At 44.5% G+C, this 18,158-nt stretch carries 15 protein-coding genes and 2 pseudogenes; 5 read left to right on the top strand and 12 right to left on the bottom strand.

Translation table 11 applies throughout. From position 1 onward, the window contains the following. Positions 1 to 242: 242 nt before the first annotated feature. A pseudogene (locus IE074_RS14045) lies at positions 243 to 359 on the top strand (transposase domain-containing protein); the annotation flags it as partial. Positions 360 to 1,368: 1,009 nt separating this feature from the next. Here the strand turns inward: IE074_RS14045 and IE074_RS14055 are convergent. The 3 genes from IE074_RS14055 to IE074_RS14065 form a co-directional block, all read right to left on the bottom strand. Beyond that, positions 1,369 to 1,806 (bottom strand): hypothetical protein, encoded by a 438-nt coding sequence (locus IE074_RS14055; protein ID WP_189386081.1) that lies wholly within the window; start codon positions 1,804 to 1,806, stop codon positions 1,369 to 1,371. Between the two features lie 3 nt (positions 1,807 to 1,809). Next, positions 1,810 to 3,063, bottom strand: coding sequence for an AAA family ATPase (locus IE074_RS14060; protein WP_189386082.1), 1,254 nt, complete (start codon positions 3,061 to 3,063; stop codon positions 1,810 to 1,812). Positions 3,064 to 3,475: 412 nt separating this feature from the next. After that, on the bottom strand, positions 3,476 to 4,399 hold the full coding sequence (locus IE074_RS14065; protein ID WP_189386083.1) for a LysR substrate-binding domain-containing protein: 924 nt from the start codon (positions 4,397 to 4,399) through the stop codon (positions 3,476 to 3,478). A 130-nt stretch (positions 4,400 to 4,529) separates the two neighbouring features. On the opposite strand from IE074_RS14065, the gene IE074_RS14070 reads away from it, so the two are divergent. The 4 genes from IE074_RS14070 to IE074_RS14085 all read left to right on the top strand — a co-directional run bounded on the left by IE074_RS14070 (position 4,530) and on the right by IE074_RS14085 (position 9,502). Then, a complete protein-coding gene (locus IE074_RS14070; protein WP_189386084.1) occupies positions 4,530 to 5,732 on the top strand; it encodes a CaiB/BaiF CoA transferase family protein in 1,203 nt (400 codons plus the stop codon). 79 nt (positions 5,733 to 5,811) lie between these two features. Continuing rightward, positions 5,812 to 6,579, top strand: a complete 768-nt coding sequence (locus IE074_RS14075; protein ID WP_189386085.1) for an enoyl-CoA hydratase/isomerase family protein — start codon at positions 5,812 to 5,814, stop codon at positions 6,577 to 6,579. Positions 6,580 to 6,606: 27 nt separating this feature from the next. Next, a complete protein-coding gene (locus tag IE074_RS14080; RefSeq protein ID WP_189386086.1) occupies positions 6,607 to 7,578 on the top strand; it encodes a Bug family tripartite tricarboxylate transporter substrate binding protein in 972 nt (323 codons plus the stop codon). A gap of 913 nt (positions 7,579 to 8,491) precedes the next feature. Next, complete coding sequence (locus tag IE074_RS14085) at positions 8,492 to 9,502, top strand: Ldh family oxidoreductase (RefSeq protein WP_189386087.1); 1,011 nt, start codon at positions 8,492 to 8,494, stop codon at positions 9,500 to 9,502. Between the two features lie 68 nt (positions 9,503 to 9,570). Here the strand turns inward: IE074_RS14085 and IE074_RS14090 are convergent, their stop codons facing one another. The 9 genes and pseudogenes from IE074_RS14090 to IE074_RS14130 form a co-directional block, all read right to left on the bottom strand. Next, complete coding sequence (locus IE074_RS14090) at positions 9,571 to 9,990, bottom strand: hypothetical protein (RefSeq protein WP_189386088.1); 420 nt, start codon at positions 9,988 to 9,990, stop codon at positions 9,571 to 9,573. Next, on the bottom strand, positions 9,974 to 10,603 hold the full coding sequence (locus IE074_RS14095) for a nucleotidyltransferase domain-containing protein (protein WP_229794037.1): 630 nt from the start codon (positions 10,601 to 10,603) through the stop codon (positions 9,974 to 9,976). Before IE074_RS14095 ends, IE074_RS14090 begins: the two co-directional genes overlap by 17 nt. A 220-nt stretch (positions 10,604 to 10,823) precedes the next feature. Beyond that, positions 10,824 to 12,098, bottom strand: coding sequence for a Vi polysaccharide biosynthesis UDP-N-acetylglucosamine C-6 dehydrogenase TviB (gene tviB / locus IE074_RS14100; protein WP_189386090.1), 1,275 nt, complete (start codon positions 12,096 to 12,098; stop codon positions 10,824 to 10,826). A gap of 283 nt (positions 12,099 to 12,381) precedes the next feature. Beyond that, the gene (locus IE074_RS14105) at positions 12,382 to 12,810 is read right to left on the bottom strand and encodes a DUF2335 domain-containing protein (RefSeq protein WP_229794038.1); all 429 of its coding nucleotides are present in this window, start codon (positions 12,808 to 12,810) and stop codon (positions 12,382 to 12,384) included. A 451-nt stretch (positions 12,811 to 13,261) separates the two neighbouring features. Beyond that, the gene (locus IE074_RS14110) at positions 13,262 to 13,975 is read right to left on the bottom strand and encodes an HNH endonuclease family protein (RefSeq protein WP_189386091.1); all 714 of its coding nucleotides are present in this window, start codon (positions 13,973 to 13,975) and stop codon (positions 13,262 to 13,264) included. Further along, positions 13,972 to 15,270: an AAA family ATPase gene (locus IE074_RS14115; RefSeq protein WP_189386092.1), complete on the bottom strand. Its 1,299-nt coding sequence runs from the start codon at positions 15,268 to 15,270 to the stop codon at positions 13,972 to 13,974. The genes IE074_RS14110 and IE074_RS14115 overlap by 4 nt, the downstream gene beginning before the upstream one ends. Before the next feature lie 287 nt (positions 15,271 to 15,557). Beyond that, positions 15,558 to 15,757, bottom strand: a pseudogene (locus tag IE074_RS14120) (IS3 family transposase); the annotation flags it as partial. Between the two features lie 297 nt (positions 15,758 to 16,054). Further along, on the bottom strand, positions 16,055 to 16,600 hold the full coding sequence (locus IE074_RS14125; RefSeq protein ID WP_189386093.1) for a hypothetical protein: 546 nt from the start codon (positions 16,598 to 16,600) through the stop codon (positions 16,055 to 16,057). Next, positions 16,593 to 17,891 (bottom strand): AAA family ATPase, encoded by a 1,299-nt coding sequence (locus IE074_RS14130; protein ID WP_189386094.1) that lies wholly within the window; start codon positions 17,889 to 17,891, stop codon positions 16,593 to 16,595. The genes IE074_RS14125 and IE074_RS14130 overlap by 8 nt, the downstream gene beginning before the upstream one ends. Positions 17,892 to 18,158: the final 267 nt, after the last annotated feature.

Consider the following 18,158-nt stretch of genomic DNA (forward strand, 5'->3'; position numbering starts at 1 on the left):
GCAATGGCCGCTACCGATACGGCGGAGTTTTTGCACAAGGCAACCAGATGGGCTTTAAAGGCCGGGCTGTGCGTCCGCCGACGGGGTAACGGGGTTGGTTCCGGGCTGATTTCTTCTAGATAGTCCAGACGTGTCCATTTGCGATAGTGGACAAGTATGTTCATATTTTATTAGCGACTTGAAAAGATGACTTTACCGGACAGTTACGGCGTTCGTGTCAAAAGCACAGGATTAAAGTGTCGAACTCAGGTGATCCGTATGCCTATCTGAAGGACGTACTCAGCCGTCTGCCGACACATCCAAATAACCGGATTGATGAACTGTTGCCGCATAATTGGGCATCTGTTGTATACGAGTAAAAAAATATAATGACCGCTAGTGCGGTCATGTCAACGTGTGTTTACTGGATGCTTACTTATAACTTGCTGAGTATGATGAACTGCATTCCAAAAATTGGTCTATTCTGTTTTAAAGAAGGCGTTAGTGTGGATGGCTTCTTTTCCAAAAAGATTAAGCTTGTGTATATGGGTCTCTGCTTGTTCAGGACCCGCCGTTAAAAGGATAACTTATAAAACGTATGCTGGTTATCGGATAGTTGAACATTTCATTTACATATACGGAAAAAAATTGCTGCGTGGGCCAGGATACCCTGTTTCCATCTGATTAGCCAAATCTTCTCCAGAAATACGTCTTACAGCAGAAGCTGCCACAAACTGTGCGTCTAGAGCTAGGTCTATAACCGCTAGCCGCGTCAACTGTGTTGTTCGATAACGATCACCTACATAATCAGGAAATTTTTCCAAGGCTTTTAAGAGCAATGGATCATCTCTATGCTTACTCTTTTGCGTCATTTTTTGACTTAGTTTGATTAAGTCATGACCAAAGAGTTTCGGATTTTTTAATTCTTTCTCTGGTATACCTAGGTGTAAAAGGGTACCTTTCATCGCCAACTCTGCGGTTAGGCAAATTGGTTGCAGTACGGCACTGCTGACTGCGCCTGTCTGTGAGAGGTTCTCCGCTACTAATTTCAGTTGTTCGGCTGCAAGCCCCCAAAATGTCTCGACGTTTCCTTGTTTGGGGCTACTATTAATGCCATAGACAAGGTCATGCATATCTGCAAAAGCAAAGGCTGATCTTTCTGCAATTTTTTGGTTACCACGACACCATATAACCCATTCCTGTTGGTTTGGAAAGCCTAAGCCTTCATAGAGGGTTATATTTACCTCTCCAAAAACAATGCCAATGGTTACTTTCCTGATACGATCTATTGAGGCCACTAACCCGGTTCCCNATTCGTGTGCAAAACGTTCATCAAGTTTCAGAATGTCGTTATCCGTAAATTCGATCATATCAAACTCTTGCCTTCTTTTAGCGCTTGGCGCTTTTCCAAAAACGATGTTCTTTATCCAGATAAACCACATAAAACGTGCTACCTTTCAGGAAGCCGGCTACACGGGCTTTCTGTCCCCCAATATTGCGTATAACCCCCCATTGTTTTTCATTTGTTAAATTTGGTGGGCATTTAAAATCACTAGCATCTTGTGCAGGGAAATTTCCGTATATTTTAATTGATTGATCTTGTAAGGCCTGTGCTATTGTTAATGTACTGATATGTTGTACTTTATTCATTAACCCAAGAAGTGGTTTCTGTTCATCTTCTGACCACGTTATTAATGATTGACCAATATCATCTATATCACGCAAATATTTTAAGCTAAAAACAATGTGAGTTTCTGTTGTTATGTTAGGCTCAAGAGTTTCAACTGAGCGCTTTATTTGTGCTACTGGTTTTCTCTTGCGAACCATATGCTACATAACCTCTTCAATTTGACGGATACTTTCAAATAAAGAAATAGCGCCAAAGGCACCAGCCAGGTAATCAGATCCGTATTCTTGTTTAAGTTGTCTTGCCTTTTCTTTAAACTCAACTAATGAATAAATCTCACTACTGCCTTGCGCATTTTTATTGATAAACCAAATTTGATCTCGCCGAAAATAACGGGTATCCATGAGGCTTGTATCATGTGCTGCTGCAATAATCTGACTGCCTGTCGTATTTTTCTGGTGGTAGATTTGAAAAAGGTGACGCGTTAGTAATGTATGAAATTTTGCCTCAACCTCATCAATAATTAAAATACGTTTGTTTTTGATTGAATCATAAATAGGACCGAGTAGATGAATAAGTTTTTTTGTTCCATCAGACTCAAAATCCAGGGGAAAATCAATATTGAAGTCACCATCCTCTGAAAAGGCTTTTTTTGTGACAAGCAGTTTTTGTGCTTTTCGTTTTTTTGAAAAACGATTAAAAGAGGTTAGTAACTCTTGCAATTCAGCGTGTTCATCAGCTATTTTAAGATTAACAATAGGGGCTTCAACCTCAACAACTTCAAGATTTTCAATTTGAAAAACTTGTAAAATGTCAAGTAACCACAATTTGAAGTCAGGGTCTTTTTTCATTAATTCAATCGTAAAATTCATGTAACCATGTTCTTCAGCTCCGCTAATAATAGCAAGTCGGTTAACCCAGCGTATGACGTTTGAGGCATGCATGCCATTGTGGGTAGCCAAAACAGAAATAAACGGAACGTTATCACGAGTGTGTTGAATTTTGCCATTTTTGACGAGACTCGCTGCTTCGGAAAAACCTTCTTTGTTGAATTCAATGGTTTCTCCTTCGCGAATAAACAATTGAGTCTCTCGTGTCTTGGGTGTGTAAAATAACCATTCAGCTTGGATTTTTTCGCCTTTGATTTCCAGCCCATAGCGATAACGTATTCCAGACTCGTAAAATACCACTTCCATTATGGAAGGTTGTTGTATTGATTTTTTTGTCAACAAAAAAGGTGTCAATTGTTTGATTGGGTAAGATTCTTCTTCAAGCGCAGCTTGACTTCGCAACATAATATTACGGAACAAGCTGATTGAACGAATATAATTCGACTTGCCACTGGCATTAGCTCCGAATATAAGCGCACTTTTAAGTAATCTTTCCTTGGATCCCTCTGCTACAGCGATCCAATTAATAGAATTGATGTCATCTTTCCCATGACTGACTGCATCCATGCGTAATGTCTGAGTGTCTTTAAAGGATAAGATATTCTCGATTGAGAAGCTGACGAGCATGAAATACCTTTTTAGATATAGTTATATTTTCTATGATTAAACATGGAAATAATCCTTTATTTATAGCATAAACTTGCTGAAAATTGCATTTTTTTATAATAAGCTTCGTTTTTTTTGGTTTTATAAGATTGTTTTTCTTTGTGATGTTTATCGGTCAATGTTTGTCAAGCAAGTTGTCCGATATTTCATGCAGCCAATCTTATGTTTTCAGGTAAGGTGTCGTGCTCCCTGGACGGGTTAATCCAGACTTCCTCAACCGGTTTCCAGTTGCAGGCCCGTATGCTGTGTAGTATGGCAAGGGTTGCGGTCTAGAATGATTTCCCCCTTTGTTGATTTGTGTGGAGTTTGGATGTTAATACAAAATCCGACAACCCCGCCAATGCTGTTCCAGAACCAGCTGTTTAATCAGCTTTTTGCATAGTTCAATAACTTTGCTCATCGCTGGTGTGGGTGGCAGGCTATCGCTGGCGCACAATACAATTTCTCGCGATAGTTTGATATCGATAGAGTATGAGTTAATCGTGCCACTGACTATTTCAGAGTGTGCGGCTGAGTATGGCAAGATTGTGGCTGCTAGCCCTTCACTTACAGCTGGTATTAAAATGGCTGATGTGCTTGCTTCTGCAAAAAGGTTATAGGTCAATCTCTCAGCCAGGAAAGCATGATCTACGCGGGCTCTAAGCTTGTTGGGCAGGCTTGGAAGTATCAAAGGCAAGGACGCTATGTTTTTGATCGCGATGTGCTTCCCGGGTAATTTCAGGCTTGGATGAGTGAGTAGAAATAAATCTTCAACCAAGAGCGGTGTTAGACAAACACCCTTGATGGGCTGCTGGTCGGGCGACAGCGAAAAATCGACCCTGCCCTGGAGAACTAGGCGAGTCAGGTCGGCGCTTGGGATATCAACTATTTCCAGAACTACGCTTGGGACTTCCTGTTTAACCAGTTTCATAAGTGGCAAAGCAATCAACCGAGCCGTGCTTGAAGCCAGGCCTATGGAAACAGTACCCGAGATCTGGTCATTGGTCTTAGCCAGAAGGCTGCGCGTACTGTCAACTTGCCGGAGGATGGTTTGAGCGTGGCGGTAAAGCAGAATACCTTCGGCTGTGGGGTGTACTCCCTTGGAGCCCCTTACCAGCAGTCTTACACCCAAATCTTCTTCTAGCAAAGCGATTTGTTGGCTGAGTGCAGGTTGAGCGACATACAGGCTTTCTGCTGCTCGGGTCATGTTCTGCATTTCGAACACGCGTACAAAATAGTGAAGTTGTCGCAAGTTCATAGGACGTCTTATAGTTTGGTTTATGATGAAATAAGTTTATCTTATTGCCTCATTGATAAAAAGTATTTTTGTTAATTGGAAACAATCTCTAGAATCAAATTTACTTTAATAGAAACAGGAGACACCGGACATGAACCTTCCCTTATCTGGACTGAAAGTGCTGGATTTAACTCGCGCACTGTCTGGTCCTTTTAGCACAATGATCTTGGCGGATCTGGGGGCTGAGGTAATTAAGGTTGAGCCTACGCCGGCGGGTGAGATGGTGCGTCAATGGGGCCCTTTTGATGAAGATATAAGTGTTTATTATCTTAGTGCTAATCGAAACAAAAAAGGCATAGGTGTCGATTTTCGCAGCAAGGAAGGATTAGCCCTGATTAAACGAATGGCGATGCAATCGGACATCGTTGTGGAAAACTTCAAAGTAGGCACCATGGAAAACATGGGCTTGAGCTACAAAGAGTTATCTCAGGAAAAACCTGGGTTGATCATGGCATCCATCTCTGGATTCGGTAGCAAGGGTCCAGCCAAATATTGGGCAGGTTTCGATCAGATTGCCCAAGGTTATTCCGGTTTTATGAGTCTTACAGGAACCGACGAGTCAGGACCTACGCGAGTGGGCACTGCTATTGGTGATCTTACCGCCGGTATGTGGGTAGTAATCGGGATACTTGCCGCCGTGGTCGAGTACAAGAATAGTGGCCGTGGCCAGCATGTGGAAACCTCTCTTTTAGCCAGCCTGATGGGCTTGCTTAGCGTGCAGGGGCAACGCTATCTCAGCGTTCAGGAAGTCCCGGAGCCTTGCGGTAATGTTCATCCGGTTATTGCGCCATATGGTACTTTTGAAACCGCAGATGGCCCGTTGAACTTGGCACCAGCCACTCAGGCTATGTGGAGCAAGCTTTGTTCGATACTTGATCTGGAAATGTTGACTTCCGATCCTCGTTTCCTTACTAATGCTGATCGTATGAAGAATCGCCATGTGCTTAAAGATTTGTTGGAGAGCAGCCTGAAATGTCGTACCCGGATGGAGTGGACTCCTGTGATGATAGAAAACGGTATTCCAGCCGGTCCTATCAATAAACTGAGTGATGTGTTTAGCGATCCACAAGTAGAGGCATGCAAACTGGTTGAGTCCGTGGTGCATCCAGTGTTAGGGGAACTTAAGCAAGTGGGATTGCCAATTAGTATGTCCCACATGGAAGACGGCACATCAATACGAACTGCACCACCCTTATTCGGTCAGCACACCACCGATGTATTTGCGGACTATGGCTTTACGCCAGTAGAGATCAATCGTTTGATCGAGCAGAAAATCATTTATCAGGCAGGATGATTTTGCAGGGCACGCGAAAAGAGATGAATCACCTAAACAATGGAGGGGAAAAATGTCAGATATAAGCAGTACTTTACACATGCCTAAGAACGAAACGGGGCCCGAACTTACTGTTGACGGTGCTATTGCGACTATTCGGTTTCGTAATCCTGATTATGCAAACCGCTTGAGCCCCAACGACTTGTTGACGCTGCGGGATTATATTTCAGTGGTTAATCAGAGCAAAGAGGTGTTGGTGCTGCGGTTTGTCGGTGAAGGTAAGTATTTTTGCAGCGGATACGATATTTCCTCATTGGCGGCGACAAGTGCTCCCAGCTCTCTTTTCTTTGGGAAAATCATAGATTTGATAGAAAGTGCGCGTCCTGTAACGATTGCGGCGATCAATGGCGGTGCTTATGGGGGGGGCACAGACATTTGCTTGGCGTGCGATTTTCGTATTGGCGTGCCAGCAGCGAATATGTTTATGCCCGCAGCCAAGCTTGGGTTGCACTTTTATCCGGGAGGAATGGCCCGATATATATCCAGGCTAGGCCTGAATCAGGCTAAGCGGCTTTTCTTAACTGCCGAAAAAATAGAAGCTGAAGAAATGTTACGCATAGGCTTTTTGACGGAAATTGTCGAGGACGATCAGTTGGCTGCGCGACTTGATGAACTCAGCCAGTTGCTTGCAGGCATGGCACCTATTTCTCTGTTAGGTATAAAGAAGCATTTGAATTTAATCGCCAAGGCACAAGTTGAAGCCCAGGATATCGAGGAGGGCGTGCGTTTGTCCGAAAGTTCCAGCGACATTTTGGAGGGTGCATTGGCCTGGAAGGAAAAAAGATTGCCACAATTTAAGGGTATTTGAAGGCTAAATAATTACTAGGAGACAGTAATGATGAAAAAAATAATGAAATTGAGTTTGGCTTGTATCGCTTTAGGGATCGTAGCCACAGCCCATGGGGCTGAAAATTATCCTGACAGGCCGATTACATTAGTTATAGGATTTCCCCCCGGCGGTGGTGCAGATAATGTGGGTCGGGTGTATGCAAATAATTTGTCCAAGGTATTGAAGCAACCAGTGGTTGTCGAGAACCGCCCTGGCGCAGGGTCAACAATAGGCGCGGCACAAGTCGCAAAAGCCAAGCCTGATGGTTATACCCTTTATCTTGGCAACTCCAGTGTCATGGGTAGTGATAGCATTCTTTACAACGTTAACTATACAGCGGATGATTTTATGCCGGTTGCTCGGTTAACTATTGCTCCTATGATACTGATCGCAAGCAAGGCTTCGGGCATAAATAGTATTCAGGATCTGATTAAGCGAGCAAAGGAATCTCCCGATAAGCTCAATGTTGCTTCATCGGGTAATGGGGTGATCACTCATCTTGCTGCGGTTGAGTTCATGGGTATTAGCCATACTAAATTCATGCACATACCTTTCAAGGGAGGAGCGCCAGCGACGCAGTCGGTAGCTGCCGGTGATACGGATATTTCTTTTGCTACTGCGCCTTCCGCGCGTGCCGTGATCGATACTGGTAAAGTCATAGGCTTGGGAATCACAACCTCTGAAGCCTCCAGTCTTGTTCCGCAATACCAGCCTATTTCGGAGCTGGGCGTTCCTGGATACAATGTTTCTAATTGGTGGGGTGTTTTTGTTCCAAAGGGGACTCCACAAGGAGTTATAGACGTCTTGTTTAAGGCTACAAATGAAGTGCTTGCCGATGCTGGCGTGCAGCAAAGTCTTGCGAATAACTATGAAGAGGCCAAGCCTTCAGCTTCGGTTGAAGAATTTGCCAGGTTTGCACGGCAAGAAGGAGAGCAAGGGCTGAGGTTGGCCAAAGCTAGCCTAGAAACGGTTAACTAAAGGTGAGGCTAATTTAAAACTGATCTAGTTGGAAATATGGATGATTTCGAGGACGTTCTTATTACTTATCAATGCGTGCTGCCTTTTAATTTACTGTAATCGTATTCATAAAAGCGGTATTTGATAAAGTATTTTTTTGAACTGCGCTCCGAATGTTAGACACTAGCTGGACTAACCAAGGAGCGCAAACAAGCAAGTTTTCAAGTATTTGGCTGTTTGCAAGCGATAGGCAGAACGGATGATCTTCTGATTGGGCTGAATGACAGCCGCAGATGCAGCCACCACACTGGGTTAACCAGGATAAAGGCCAGTTGACCAATCACTTTTCAATCTTTGAATATTACCTTTTGTTGGCAGGATTCCATGGCGACACTACAAAACGACGCCTGGTAACAGCGGGGGCGATCGTCAAGGGACTTGACCTGAATTTTATAGAAAAATTCAGTCTGAAATGGATTGATTGGCCGAATAAGGCGCACGGGATGCGGATGTCCATCTTCCGGGATATTTGGTGGCGTGCAAATTAAGTGCCTTGGTTGATACCGCGGGTAATAATAAAATTAGACTACTGAATTTTATTAACAAAATGAAGCGTGACATGCAGCAACTATATGTGAAATGTGGTTTGATATATTGACATCAGGACAGACCAGTATATAGATTAACCTGGATCAAAACAAATCACTTTTCAGCCTATAAATATTACCCATTGTTTGTAGGAGGTAATGGCTTGCATATGTTTGGATTGATGCTATGGTGGCAGCCCTTGTTGATGGCCCTATCGGGGGCCTGTCAATATTAACCCCGCATATTGCCGGATTAACTGAAGAGGCCAATAAGAGGGTGTTAGACGTGATTGCACAAACAGTGATTGGATATTTTTCTTAAAATAATGATAGTAAGGATCAATGGTATGACAACAGTTTCACTTTCTGAGTTAACGAAATTGGCACAGGAAGCCCTGGCTGCTGCAGGCGCGAATGCCTCAATGGCGACATCCACGGCCAATGCCTTGGTATTTGCCGATGCGCATGGTATTGCAACGCATGGCGTATCGCGTGTTCCCTGTTATGCACAGCATTTATCTTCGGGACGTGCCGATGGAGCTGCAGAACCCCGCATTGTACGAGAAAAAGCATCTGCGGTATTGGTTGATGCGGGTACAGGACTGGCATTCCCTGCTTGTGAATTGGCCATTTCTTCTGCCATACAAAAGGCAAAACAAACCGGTATTTGCATAGCAGGAGTAACCAATAGCCACCACTTTGGAGTGGCCGCTTATCATCTTGAGCCGGTTGCGCAAGAGAATCTGATTGGACTGGCATTTAGTAACTCTCCGGCTGCAATTCCTGCATGGGGTGGTAAACGGCCGTTGTTTGGTACGAACCCCATTGCCGCTGCTTTTCCGCGTATGCAATCTGCCCCGGTCATGATAGACCTTTCTTTATCACAGGTAGCGCGCGGCAAAGTCATACTGGCCGCCCGAGACAACAAACCCATACCTGATGGTTGGGCCCTGGATAGCGAAGGGCAACCCACCAATGATGCCAAGGCCGCCCTTAAAGGTAGCATGCAGGCAGCAGGCGGTGTAAAGGGCGCCATGCTGGCCATGATGGTAGAGGTGCTTTGCGTAGCGTTAACCGGCGCAAAATTTGGCTTTGAGGCCGATCCTATTTATGATGAGGTTGGGAACAAGCCGATGTTGGGTCAAGTATTTATATTGATAGATCCGCAAGCACTGGCTGGAGAGCAAGTTTACTTTGATCGCTTTGAAAGTTTGATTCTTGCGATGTTGGAAGAGAATGGCGTACGTCTTCCTGGCGCCCGCCGTCATGACTTGGCAAATACCGCAAAAGATGAAGGGGTGGAAATTCCAGACAGTTTGTTGATGGAAATGGGCTATCAAGCTGCGGAGAGGGTTTAACTTTCTGGACACGAAGTTAAGAGAGAGTGTGGAAAGATGACAAAAAACTGGACACGAAGTCAAGATAATTACAATGGCTCCAATGTATCCAGTTTTTCCGCAACAATTTGACAGGTGTTTATTAAATCAATAACGATGCGCTCATTGATGTTTAAATCGCCTTCGTATTCGCCTAGATTGCGGATATTATGGCACTTTGCCAACACCCGCCATATTTCGGGTCCAAGGCCAAGCGTATTTGGTAAAAGTTGAAAAACAACGTATCTATTACCAGAACGGTATCCGTGCCATCGAAGTGCCGCCAAACAGAGCGCATGTGCTGCGTTATAGGCAAGATCGAAACGGCTTTCGATTGAGAGAGTGGTGTTCAGGGCATCGTGTAATCTGGCATGAGCAGAGCGCTTTAAACCTTCAAATTCTTTCTTGTCAGGGGGTTCTGCCCGTAATGGCTTGCCTGGGCCAGACAGATTCTTAAATGCCAAGGTCACTGCTTTCCCCCATGATCCAGATTTTTGGTTGTACCAGTATTCGTGTTAAGAAAGACTCTTGATTTTCAAGGCGTTTATTGAACTCTTCCTGGCTTAGAATAGTGGGGTTTACCGAACGCCCCAGTAATTGACTGGTTTCCTCCAATAAGGAAAAAAGCGTTCCATAACTGATTTCATTACTGATTTCATTACTGATTAGCATTAAGTCAATATCACTGTTGGCGGTATCGGTTTTTTTGGCAACAGAACCATACACGAATGCAGCGGTGATTTGAGATGCCAAGGGCTGAAGCGCATGACGAAGTGGATCAGCCAAGCCAATGGTTTTTTGAACGATTGAACATAGTTCTTCAAAGATGGGGGAGTCATGGTTCGCTTGGTAATGTTTTTGATTGCCAACCATTTTTACTGTAATCAGGCCACTATTTGCCAATGAGGCTAATTCTCGTTGAACGGCACCTGAACCGCTGGAAGCCAAATTGATTAATTCGTTTGAATAAAAGCTACGATTGGGTTGACCAAATAAAACCCCCAGTACCCTTTGTTTGGTACCGGAGAATAGAGCGTCGGAAAAGCTCGTATGCGATGATTGTGAATTAATTTTCAAACCCATATTGGGTTTTATCATACCCAATATGGGTTTGATTGGCAAGGAGTGATTGTACGTTACGGCTTAAAGGGTAATACTTCGCCCAGCACCGTCATTTCACCAAAGATTTTAAATGCAGCGTGGTTGAGCATTCCCCCTCTGTCACACTAATTGGAATCCGTCCTGACTCCCATTCTCCTGCGTGGGAGCCTTCCATCCCTAGCCGCCGCACCCCACACCCCCATCAAAGCCGTACATCCACCTCATCAGCCTCCAGCACATATTTCAAGTCATAAAGCACGCACTCGGGCTTACCTAAAGCACGAATTTCCTGTGCGCCCATTTCTACAAACTCTTGATGTGATACCGCCAGCACAATTGAATCATAAACGCCTTGTGACACTGTTTTAACCGGTGTAATACCATACTCGTGTTTGGCTTCTTCAGCATCTACCCAAGGGTCATACACATCGACATCCATGCTGTATTCGTCAAGTTCTTTAATAATATCCACCACGCGGGTATTGCGCAGGTCGGGGCAGTTTTCTTTGAAGGTTAAACCCATCACCAGAACTTTGGCGCCTTGTACCTGAATGCATTTCTTGGTCATGGCTTTTACCAGTTCGGCCACCACATACGTACCCATCGAATCATTCAGCCTGCGGCCGGCCAAAATAATTTCAGGGTGATAGCCAATGGACTGGGATTTGTGGGTTAAATAATAAGGGTCCACGCCAATGCAATGACCGCCCACCAGACCGGGACGGAAGGGCAGGAAATTCCATTTGGTGCCGGCGGCTTCCAGCACAGCCTGGGTATCAATGCCCATTTTATTGAAGATGATGGCCAGCTCATTGATAAGGGCGATATTCACATCGCGCTGGGTGTTTTCAATCACCTTGGCGGCTTCGGCCACCCGGATGCTGCTGGCTTTATGGGTACCGGCCACAATAATTTCACGGTATAGCTGGTCAACCACCTCGGCCACTTCAGGGGTAGAGCCGGCGGTGACTTTCTTGATGGTGGACACGCGGTGCGCCTTGTCGCCCGGGTTGATACGCTCGGGGCTGTAACCGGCAAAGAAATCCACATTAAAAGTCAGGCCAGAGACTTTTTCAAGCACCGGCACGCAGTCTTCTTCGGTGGCACCGGGGTAGACTGTGGATTCATAAATAACAATATCACCCTTTTTCAAAACTCTGCCAATGGTTTCGCTGGCCTTGACCAACGGTGTCAAGTCGGGGCGCTTATATTCATCAATGGGCGTGGGTACCGTCACAATGTAAGTATTGACCTTGGCCAATTCAGCTGGGTCGGAACTGAAGCGTAGATACTTCGCCTCGGCCAGCTCTTCGTCGCTGACTTCCAGCGTATGGTCCTGGCCACCCTGCAATTGGGTGATTCGTTTCTGGTTGATATCAAAGCCCAATACAGGACGCTTTTTGCCAAACTCTACGGCTAAAGGTAAACCCACATAGCCCAGACCAACCAAGGCCACTTTAATATCTTCAACTTGCATGAATTTCTTCCTAGGGGAAATAGATAATGAATTTTCTGGTTAACTCGTTCCCACGCTCTGCGTGACAAGGGTTGTTCTGTAAGGTTTTTTTTGGTTATTGTTTTGGATCGGTATGCATTCCCACGCGGGAGCGTGGGAACGAGGGGGATGCTCTGCGTGGAACAAGGATGCTGGTCTGGCCGGTCTGGTTCCCATGCTCCTGTGAACTGACCCCAATAAGTTGAATAGGGGTCCAACTAGGTTGACAAACACCGCCAGCGTTAAGATGTGGCTCGTGATGAATTTAATTCTTATATTTATTAATAACAAATTTAAGTACAACAGCCATAACTGGAGCACTAACAAGAGCAATACTTACCGCTGGATGGGAGCCAATTATTGCGGTATAAACTGACCCAGCAATACAGCCTAATAAAGCAACCCCGCCAATGAGCATACCAATTTTTGTATCTATGCTCTGTTGTTTCAAGCTATCTGACTCGTATTTAATTCGATGTGATTGCTCTTTTTCGGCCATTGCCATGATGCGTTCAGCGCCATTTGGAACAACGTCATTGAACTGACCCAAAACAGCAGGGGGAGGTAAAGGTCCGGCCCATTGGGTAGATACGGTTTGCACAACCGCGGTTTTGTTATTTTGATCAGACTGCTTTGCAGGATTGCCTTTTGCGGTTGAGCTATGATTGCTTCTCATTTGCTTGTTGGTAGTCAATGATAGATTTCCTAAAGTCGTTACCAATGCGAGACATATCTTGCCGCATTCTGGTTAAATCACTTCCTTGCAGTTTTTTGTATGGTTGACTATAGACTACGCTTGCGGGGGAGAGAAGACTGGCAATCAACCCGGCTAGCACTGAATTTCGCCTGGTAGACCTCATGATTTTTCCTTTTTTAGCAAAAATTAAAATTTACTATCCTTATAAATATAGCATTACTTGATGGTCAGATTTGCGTAAATGCTTTGAATAGGCAGAAGGTGGATGTGTGTATTTGAGTCAATGTGTGGCTTGAAGTTCAAAATACAACTGGATAATCAATTACTTACTGTGGATTATTGCAGCTAATGCTGTGTTAAATTAAATCTTAATCTTCTCAATTGTAGGTGAAAAGCGTTGACAGGCTTTGTTACGCCAACGGTTTGTATACATTCCCACGCGGGCGCCTCAATGTCTTTTCTTCATCCTTGTAGCTCTATGCTCTTCACGCTCAGCATGTTGAAGTGCGGCCTGGGCAATTGCAACACAATAGGCGGGTAAACGTTGTCGGGCATCAGGACGCAAGATTTGTTCGGCTAATCGACGGGCTGCTTTTGCTGTCAGTTTGTTGCCTTTTGGCTTTAAGGCTCCTTTAATGACAGCAGCCCGATCATTAACCAAAGTTTGATGATTGAGATTTAAGATTTCAATGGTATGGGTTCCATCGTGCGTGTTTCCCTTTACGTGACCAGACTCATTGAAGTGAAAATGGTGTTCCACATTCGGGGACAAGGGCGAAATGAATCCTCCCGAATCAGGGTCAAAACTTCCCTTTGCACGGGCCCCAAACTCACACGCTGTTTTGGATTGGCTGGGTGGGTAACAGGCAACCATGTTTTGGTAATCAATGTCCTCGCCGGGTATTCCGCGGCATTGTGGCAAGATATGTTCAATATGGCAAGATGCCCGGGTACTCAAACCATTAGCCTGGCATTGCTCTTTTGTCTGTAATTGCCGCATTGTATAGGCACATAAATGGAACTGTTCGACCAACAAGCTGTTACGAACAGCATCCATTGGAAAAGAGCCTTCTCCATAAGCCAGGTTTTGTGGTACTGCCGTATTTTGAGCTTTCCAGCTAATCAGTTCCTGTGGCTGTGCTCCTTTTTGGATAGATCTCACTTTTCCTCGTCCTCCAACCATTGGAGGCTTTGAATAGCGGCCTGCAGTTCAAGTACCAAGGGAATTTCGCCTACTTTTTGACGTAAACGTTCCAGTTCCTTTTTCGCATTAACAATATCGTCTTCGTCCAGTAGAGCTCTGATGGCATCAATCTCTGACGTTACCTCTACATTACGAGCCTTACCCTCCATCAGTTCTTCCAGTACTTCGCCACTGCTCAGGCCAAGTGCGCGCTCCGGGTTCCCAAGAACTTGTGAATCACGCATGAGCCAGACTTCAGAAGCGGTTAATTCGCCGATGATTTGTGGGGAGTGGCTGGCCGCAATAAATTGTATCTTGGGAAAAACTGTTTTCAGCAGGCCGGGAAGACGTCGCTGCCAGGCAGGGTGTAAGTGTATGTCCAGTTCATCAATAAGCACAATGCCAGGCGTTTCTTTTAGTACACGATCATCCAGCTGCGGATTCAGCAGGCACATACGTCGAGCAATATCTGCGACCAAGGCGACCATGCCGCGTTGTCCGTCACTGAGCGTTTCAAAAGGAGTGGGTTCAGCGTTTTCCCAATCCAGCACCAGGCGGCGATACTTCATGTCATAACGTAAGCCTTTGGCGCCTGGTACCGCTTCTACCAATGCACTATTCACTAAGTCCAGTTCATCTAATGGTTGACCGCTAAGTGTATGGCCTGTATTGGAAACGGCCTCCAATCGCTCTAGCGATTTTGCTATTATCCAGGTTTCTAAGCCCTTCATATCCAATGAAGCGTCTTCCCATGAAGTGTAGCCATCCAGCCGTGAGTCTTGCTGGCGAACAGCTGTATCAGCACCCACGCCAGTTAATTTCCATTGACGTTCAGCGCCATAAAAGACCACAATGGGTAAAGTACCCGCCCCACCTTGAGCAATGGTTGCTGCAATATCCGTTAATGCAGAGAAAACAGTGTGTTCCCATTGGTTCTGATTATTCCCTGGACCGTTATTTTCCATCCACCAGTTACGTACTTGGCCGCCGATTTCGCCTGTTACCTCCAGGCGAACCGGATAACAGTGTTCATATCGAACGCGACCGTTTAACTCTATCAAAGCAAGCCGGGTATTGGCTTCTTGCGTGTGCAGCCAAACTGATTTTTTTCCTAAACCATTGAGCGGAGTAGCCAGGCTGCCAGCAACTGCTTTCAAGAGTGATGTCTTACCGCTACCATTGACGCCGACATAAAGATTGAATCCTGGCGAAAAATCAAAAGTCGCCTGTTCAAAACAACGAAAGTTCTGCACTTTCAATTGGGTGATTTTCATAGTTTGGCCCGATTGCTGGATTTAAAGTTGTGTATTGCCTGCTTATCTGGAAGCGTCAAATAATTCCTTAGTATAGTGCAATTGATTATGGGTAGGGAGTAGCGGAAATTTCAGCTAAATATTAGGATGAAAAGTATTACTCACTCCCATACTCCTACGTGGTAACGAGTAATACGAGCAATCTCATTGCTTAATAAGTATTTGTTTGAGTGCATAAACAAGAAGGCCCAAACGTAATTCGTTAGAATCAGAGGTTTGGGCGCGGTTAGATGTATCCTGACACAGGGGGATGGGTAATAAGTAATATCCCAACACCAGACTTCACAAGGCCCATTGGCCTGGTGGGTTCGTGCCGACGCTGGGGTGTCCGGCTTTGGCCACGGTGATGCAGTTGCCCAACCTCGCTGAGCACACGATAAAAGGTGGATTCCGAGGCCATATAAATGCCTTTGTCCAGCAGGTCAGGCACGATCTGGCTGGGGGGTAGCATCCGGGGCAGTGCGCCATACATTCACCGGGCCGAGCGGCAGGAAAAATCATTGCCGACTATCCAATTAATCGCGTAGACGAGTTATTGCCCTGGCGAGGACAGTTGTAAAAAACAAGTTTTAAGCTGTCAATACGGTGTTGGCGGAGCGTTACGGTGAGTAGCAGTTGCTGGTGATTAATTGCGTCCAGATCCGTTTCGGGCAGGCTGACTGTCTTTACTCATCGCAGGGTGCCCAGCTTGGAGTCTGCATCACACAGGCGGTTGATGACCATCATGCGCAACAAGGCTTCCAGATCAATGCTTGCTGCCCTCGCACCTTAAATCTTGAAATTCGTCTATAAAAAAATCAATGCTTTCTGTCAAAATCCGGTCATAAAAGTGATTGAAATCCTGGTTGAGCTTTTCCAGATTAAACAGTACGGTACTTCTTTGAATATGACGGTAATCAAAATAACGGGGTTTGTTACCGGTTTTAAAAACAACGTAAAAATGATATTGGCAATCACGGGGCGTGAAGTTTTTCAGCATTTTCTGAAGAATCTCAGTGCCATTTGTAAATTTTCTTTGAATCTCATGATTATCAATTTGACTGCTGCGTTGATTTTTAAACTCAACGCAGTAAAGTCTTTTATTGTCGATGTGGATGGCATCTGGTGAAGCGGGCAACCTGCTTTTGTTGTAATTGGCTTTGATATATTCATCAAAATCATATACATCTGGCCTGCTTTCATCCTGGCACAGATATTGTTGGTGCGCGTCATCGTAACTGGTTTGTTTGAAGCTTGATTTATATGCTCCAAGTTCTTTTTCAAGAAAATCCTTGAGCTTGAACTTACTCACCGCGCAATACCTCGGCATCCATTTTGCGGAATACCTCAAAGGGTTCGGCTAATACCTGAAAAATCTCACCCAGCCTGTCTTCATTTTTAATACAGCGATTTTCTGCCAGGAAAAAACGGGATTTTTTTGCCAGACCGGCCTGGTCACCGTATCGTTTCAGGGCCTCTATCATGTATGGACTATGGGAAGAAAGAAGTATATAAATCCCATTTTTTGCCAGGCTTACCAGAAATTCTGCCAGCTTCAGTTGCCATTTTGGGTGCAGGTGGTTTTCTGGTTCATCAAAAACCAGCATGCTGTTTTTACTGATAAAATCATTGGCAATCAGTATTTGCAGCAAGCCAAAAACCTTAATACCGCTGGCCGTGTTTTTTATGGAAATATCTTCTTGATTGCGTCTGAATACAAAGTCACGTACATTTTTATCATAGGCAATTTCACCATTAACTATATTGTGCAGTTTGCTTAGCAATTCAGTTTTATCAATATCAAACAGGCTGTTGGGTAGTATTGGGTTACGTAATTTATCAAATAAATCTTTGGTATGTAGCGTGGTATAGGCCATACCTAAATTTCCCAATCTTCTTTTGTCTATATCCAGCAGGGTTTGGCTACGGATAAGCACGTCATGGTAGTTCAGGACAAGGGCAGAATCAATGAAAGTGGCATCTTTTAATTCGATGGGTTCAATTTCACTAAGCAAGGTTACACCATTATGCTGATCTATTTCCAGGTGAATCAGGGTGATATTGTTATCCAGCAGTTGAATATAGCCTTTGCTTGCCCCTTGCAAAAGAAGTGATGAGTCAAATTCTGAGGCGAAAATTTTGTTAAAAGCATTTTCAATCGCTTTGCGCTGGTTTTCAGGTTGGGCAACCAGTTCTTTTATCTTGTTATGCAATTGAATAACGTGTTCTTTTTGTTCGGTGTTTAATTCTGCCGTATGTATAAGTTCGTTAATGAGCTCGTCAAAGACCGGCCATTGTTCGCTTGAAATTTGTTCGCTGAATGAGTGAGAGCGCAAAAGCATCATGCGCTCGGTTACTGAGCTATTTTTTATTTTTAGGTTTGTACGCAGAAAAAAATAGATCTCATTGAGCTTTTCATTGATCCAGTAATCTTTGGATTCTCGCAAATCTTCTTTATACCTGTTGACTGCTTTAAGAATACAGAAAATGATTTTACCAATAGTGCTTTTACCGTTGTCATTTTCTCCGGCAATCACACACAAGGAATACAGGTCAATTTCTGCCTGACGGATCATGCCTATATTTTCAATGATTAGCTTCATTATTGATATCTGTATGGGTTGTCGGATTTGTTATTGATACTTGCACCAGGGGTTCTGCGTTTTACCCAAGTTTTGCACGAATGCCTGAAGTTTATTATACATGAAGGTAAATATTCGGTTATCACACCTTCTTCCTCTGGCACCTGAGTTCGACACTTTAATCCTGTGCTTTTGACACGAACGCCTTTATTCATGCGGGTTTTTAATTAATTTAATGCAATTATTTGTAATGGCACGTTTTAATAAAAAAACATTGTATTAAATATT

Source organism: Advenella faeciporci (genome assembly GCF_014652395.1).
Lineage (GTDB): Bacteria > Pseudomonadota > Gammaproteobacteria > Burkholderiales > Burkholderiaceae_B > Advenella > Advenella faeciporci.

Bases quoted from the DNA above. Each gene is read 5' to 3' on its own strand.
- IE074_RS14070 (WP_189386084.1), top strand. From the start codon at position 4,530: ATGAACCTTCCCTTATCTGGACTGAAAGTGCTGGATTTAACTCGCGCA.
- tviB (WP_189386090.1), bottom strand. From the start codon at position 12,098: ATGCAAGTTGAAGATATTAAAGTGGCCTTGGTTGGTCTGGGCTATGTG.
- IE074_RS14065 (WP_189386083.1), bottom strand. From the start codon at position 4,399: ATGAACTTGCGACAACTTCACTATTTTGTACGCGTGTTCGAAATGCAG.
- IE074_RS14055 (WP_189386081.1), bottom strand. From the start codon at position 1,806: ATGGTTCGCAAGAGAAAACCAGTAGCACAAATAAAGCGCTCAGTTGAA.
- IE074_RS14130 (WP_189386094.1), bottom strand. From the start codon at position 17,891: ATGAAGCTAATCATTGAAAATATAGGCATGATCCGTCAGGCAGAAATT.
- IE074_RS14080 (WP_189386086.1), top strand. From the start codon at position 6,607: ATGATGAAAAAAATAATGAAATTGAGTTTGGCTTGTATCGCTTTAGGG.
- IE074_RS14060 (WP_189386082.1), bottom strand. From the start codon at position 3,063: ATGGATGCAGTCAGTCATGGGAAAGATGACATCAATTCTATTAATTGG.
- IE074_RS14075 (WP_189386085.1), top strand. From the start codon at position 5,812: ATGCCTAAGAACGAAACGGGGCCCGAACTTACTGTTGACGGTGCTATT.
- IE074_RS14085 (WP_189386087.1), top strand. From the start codon at position 8,492: ATGACAACAGTTTCACTTTCTGAGTTAACGAAATTGGCACAGGAAGCC.
- IE074_RS14115 (WP_189386092.1), bottom strand. From the start codon at position 15,270: ATGAAAATCACCCAATTGAAAGTGCAGAACTTTCGTTGTTTTGAACAG.
- IE074_RS14095 (WP_229794037.1), bottom strand. From the start codon at position 10,603: ATGGGTTTGAAAATTAATTCACAATCATCGCATACGAGCTTTTCCGAC.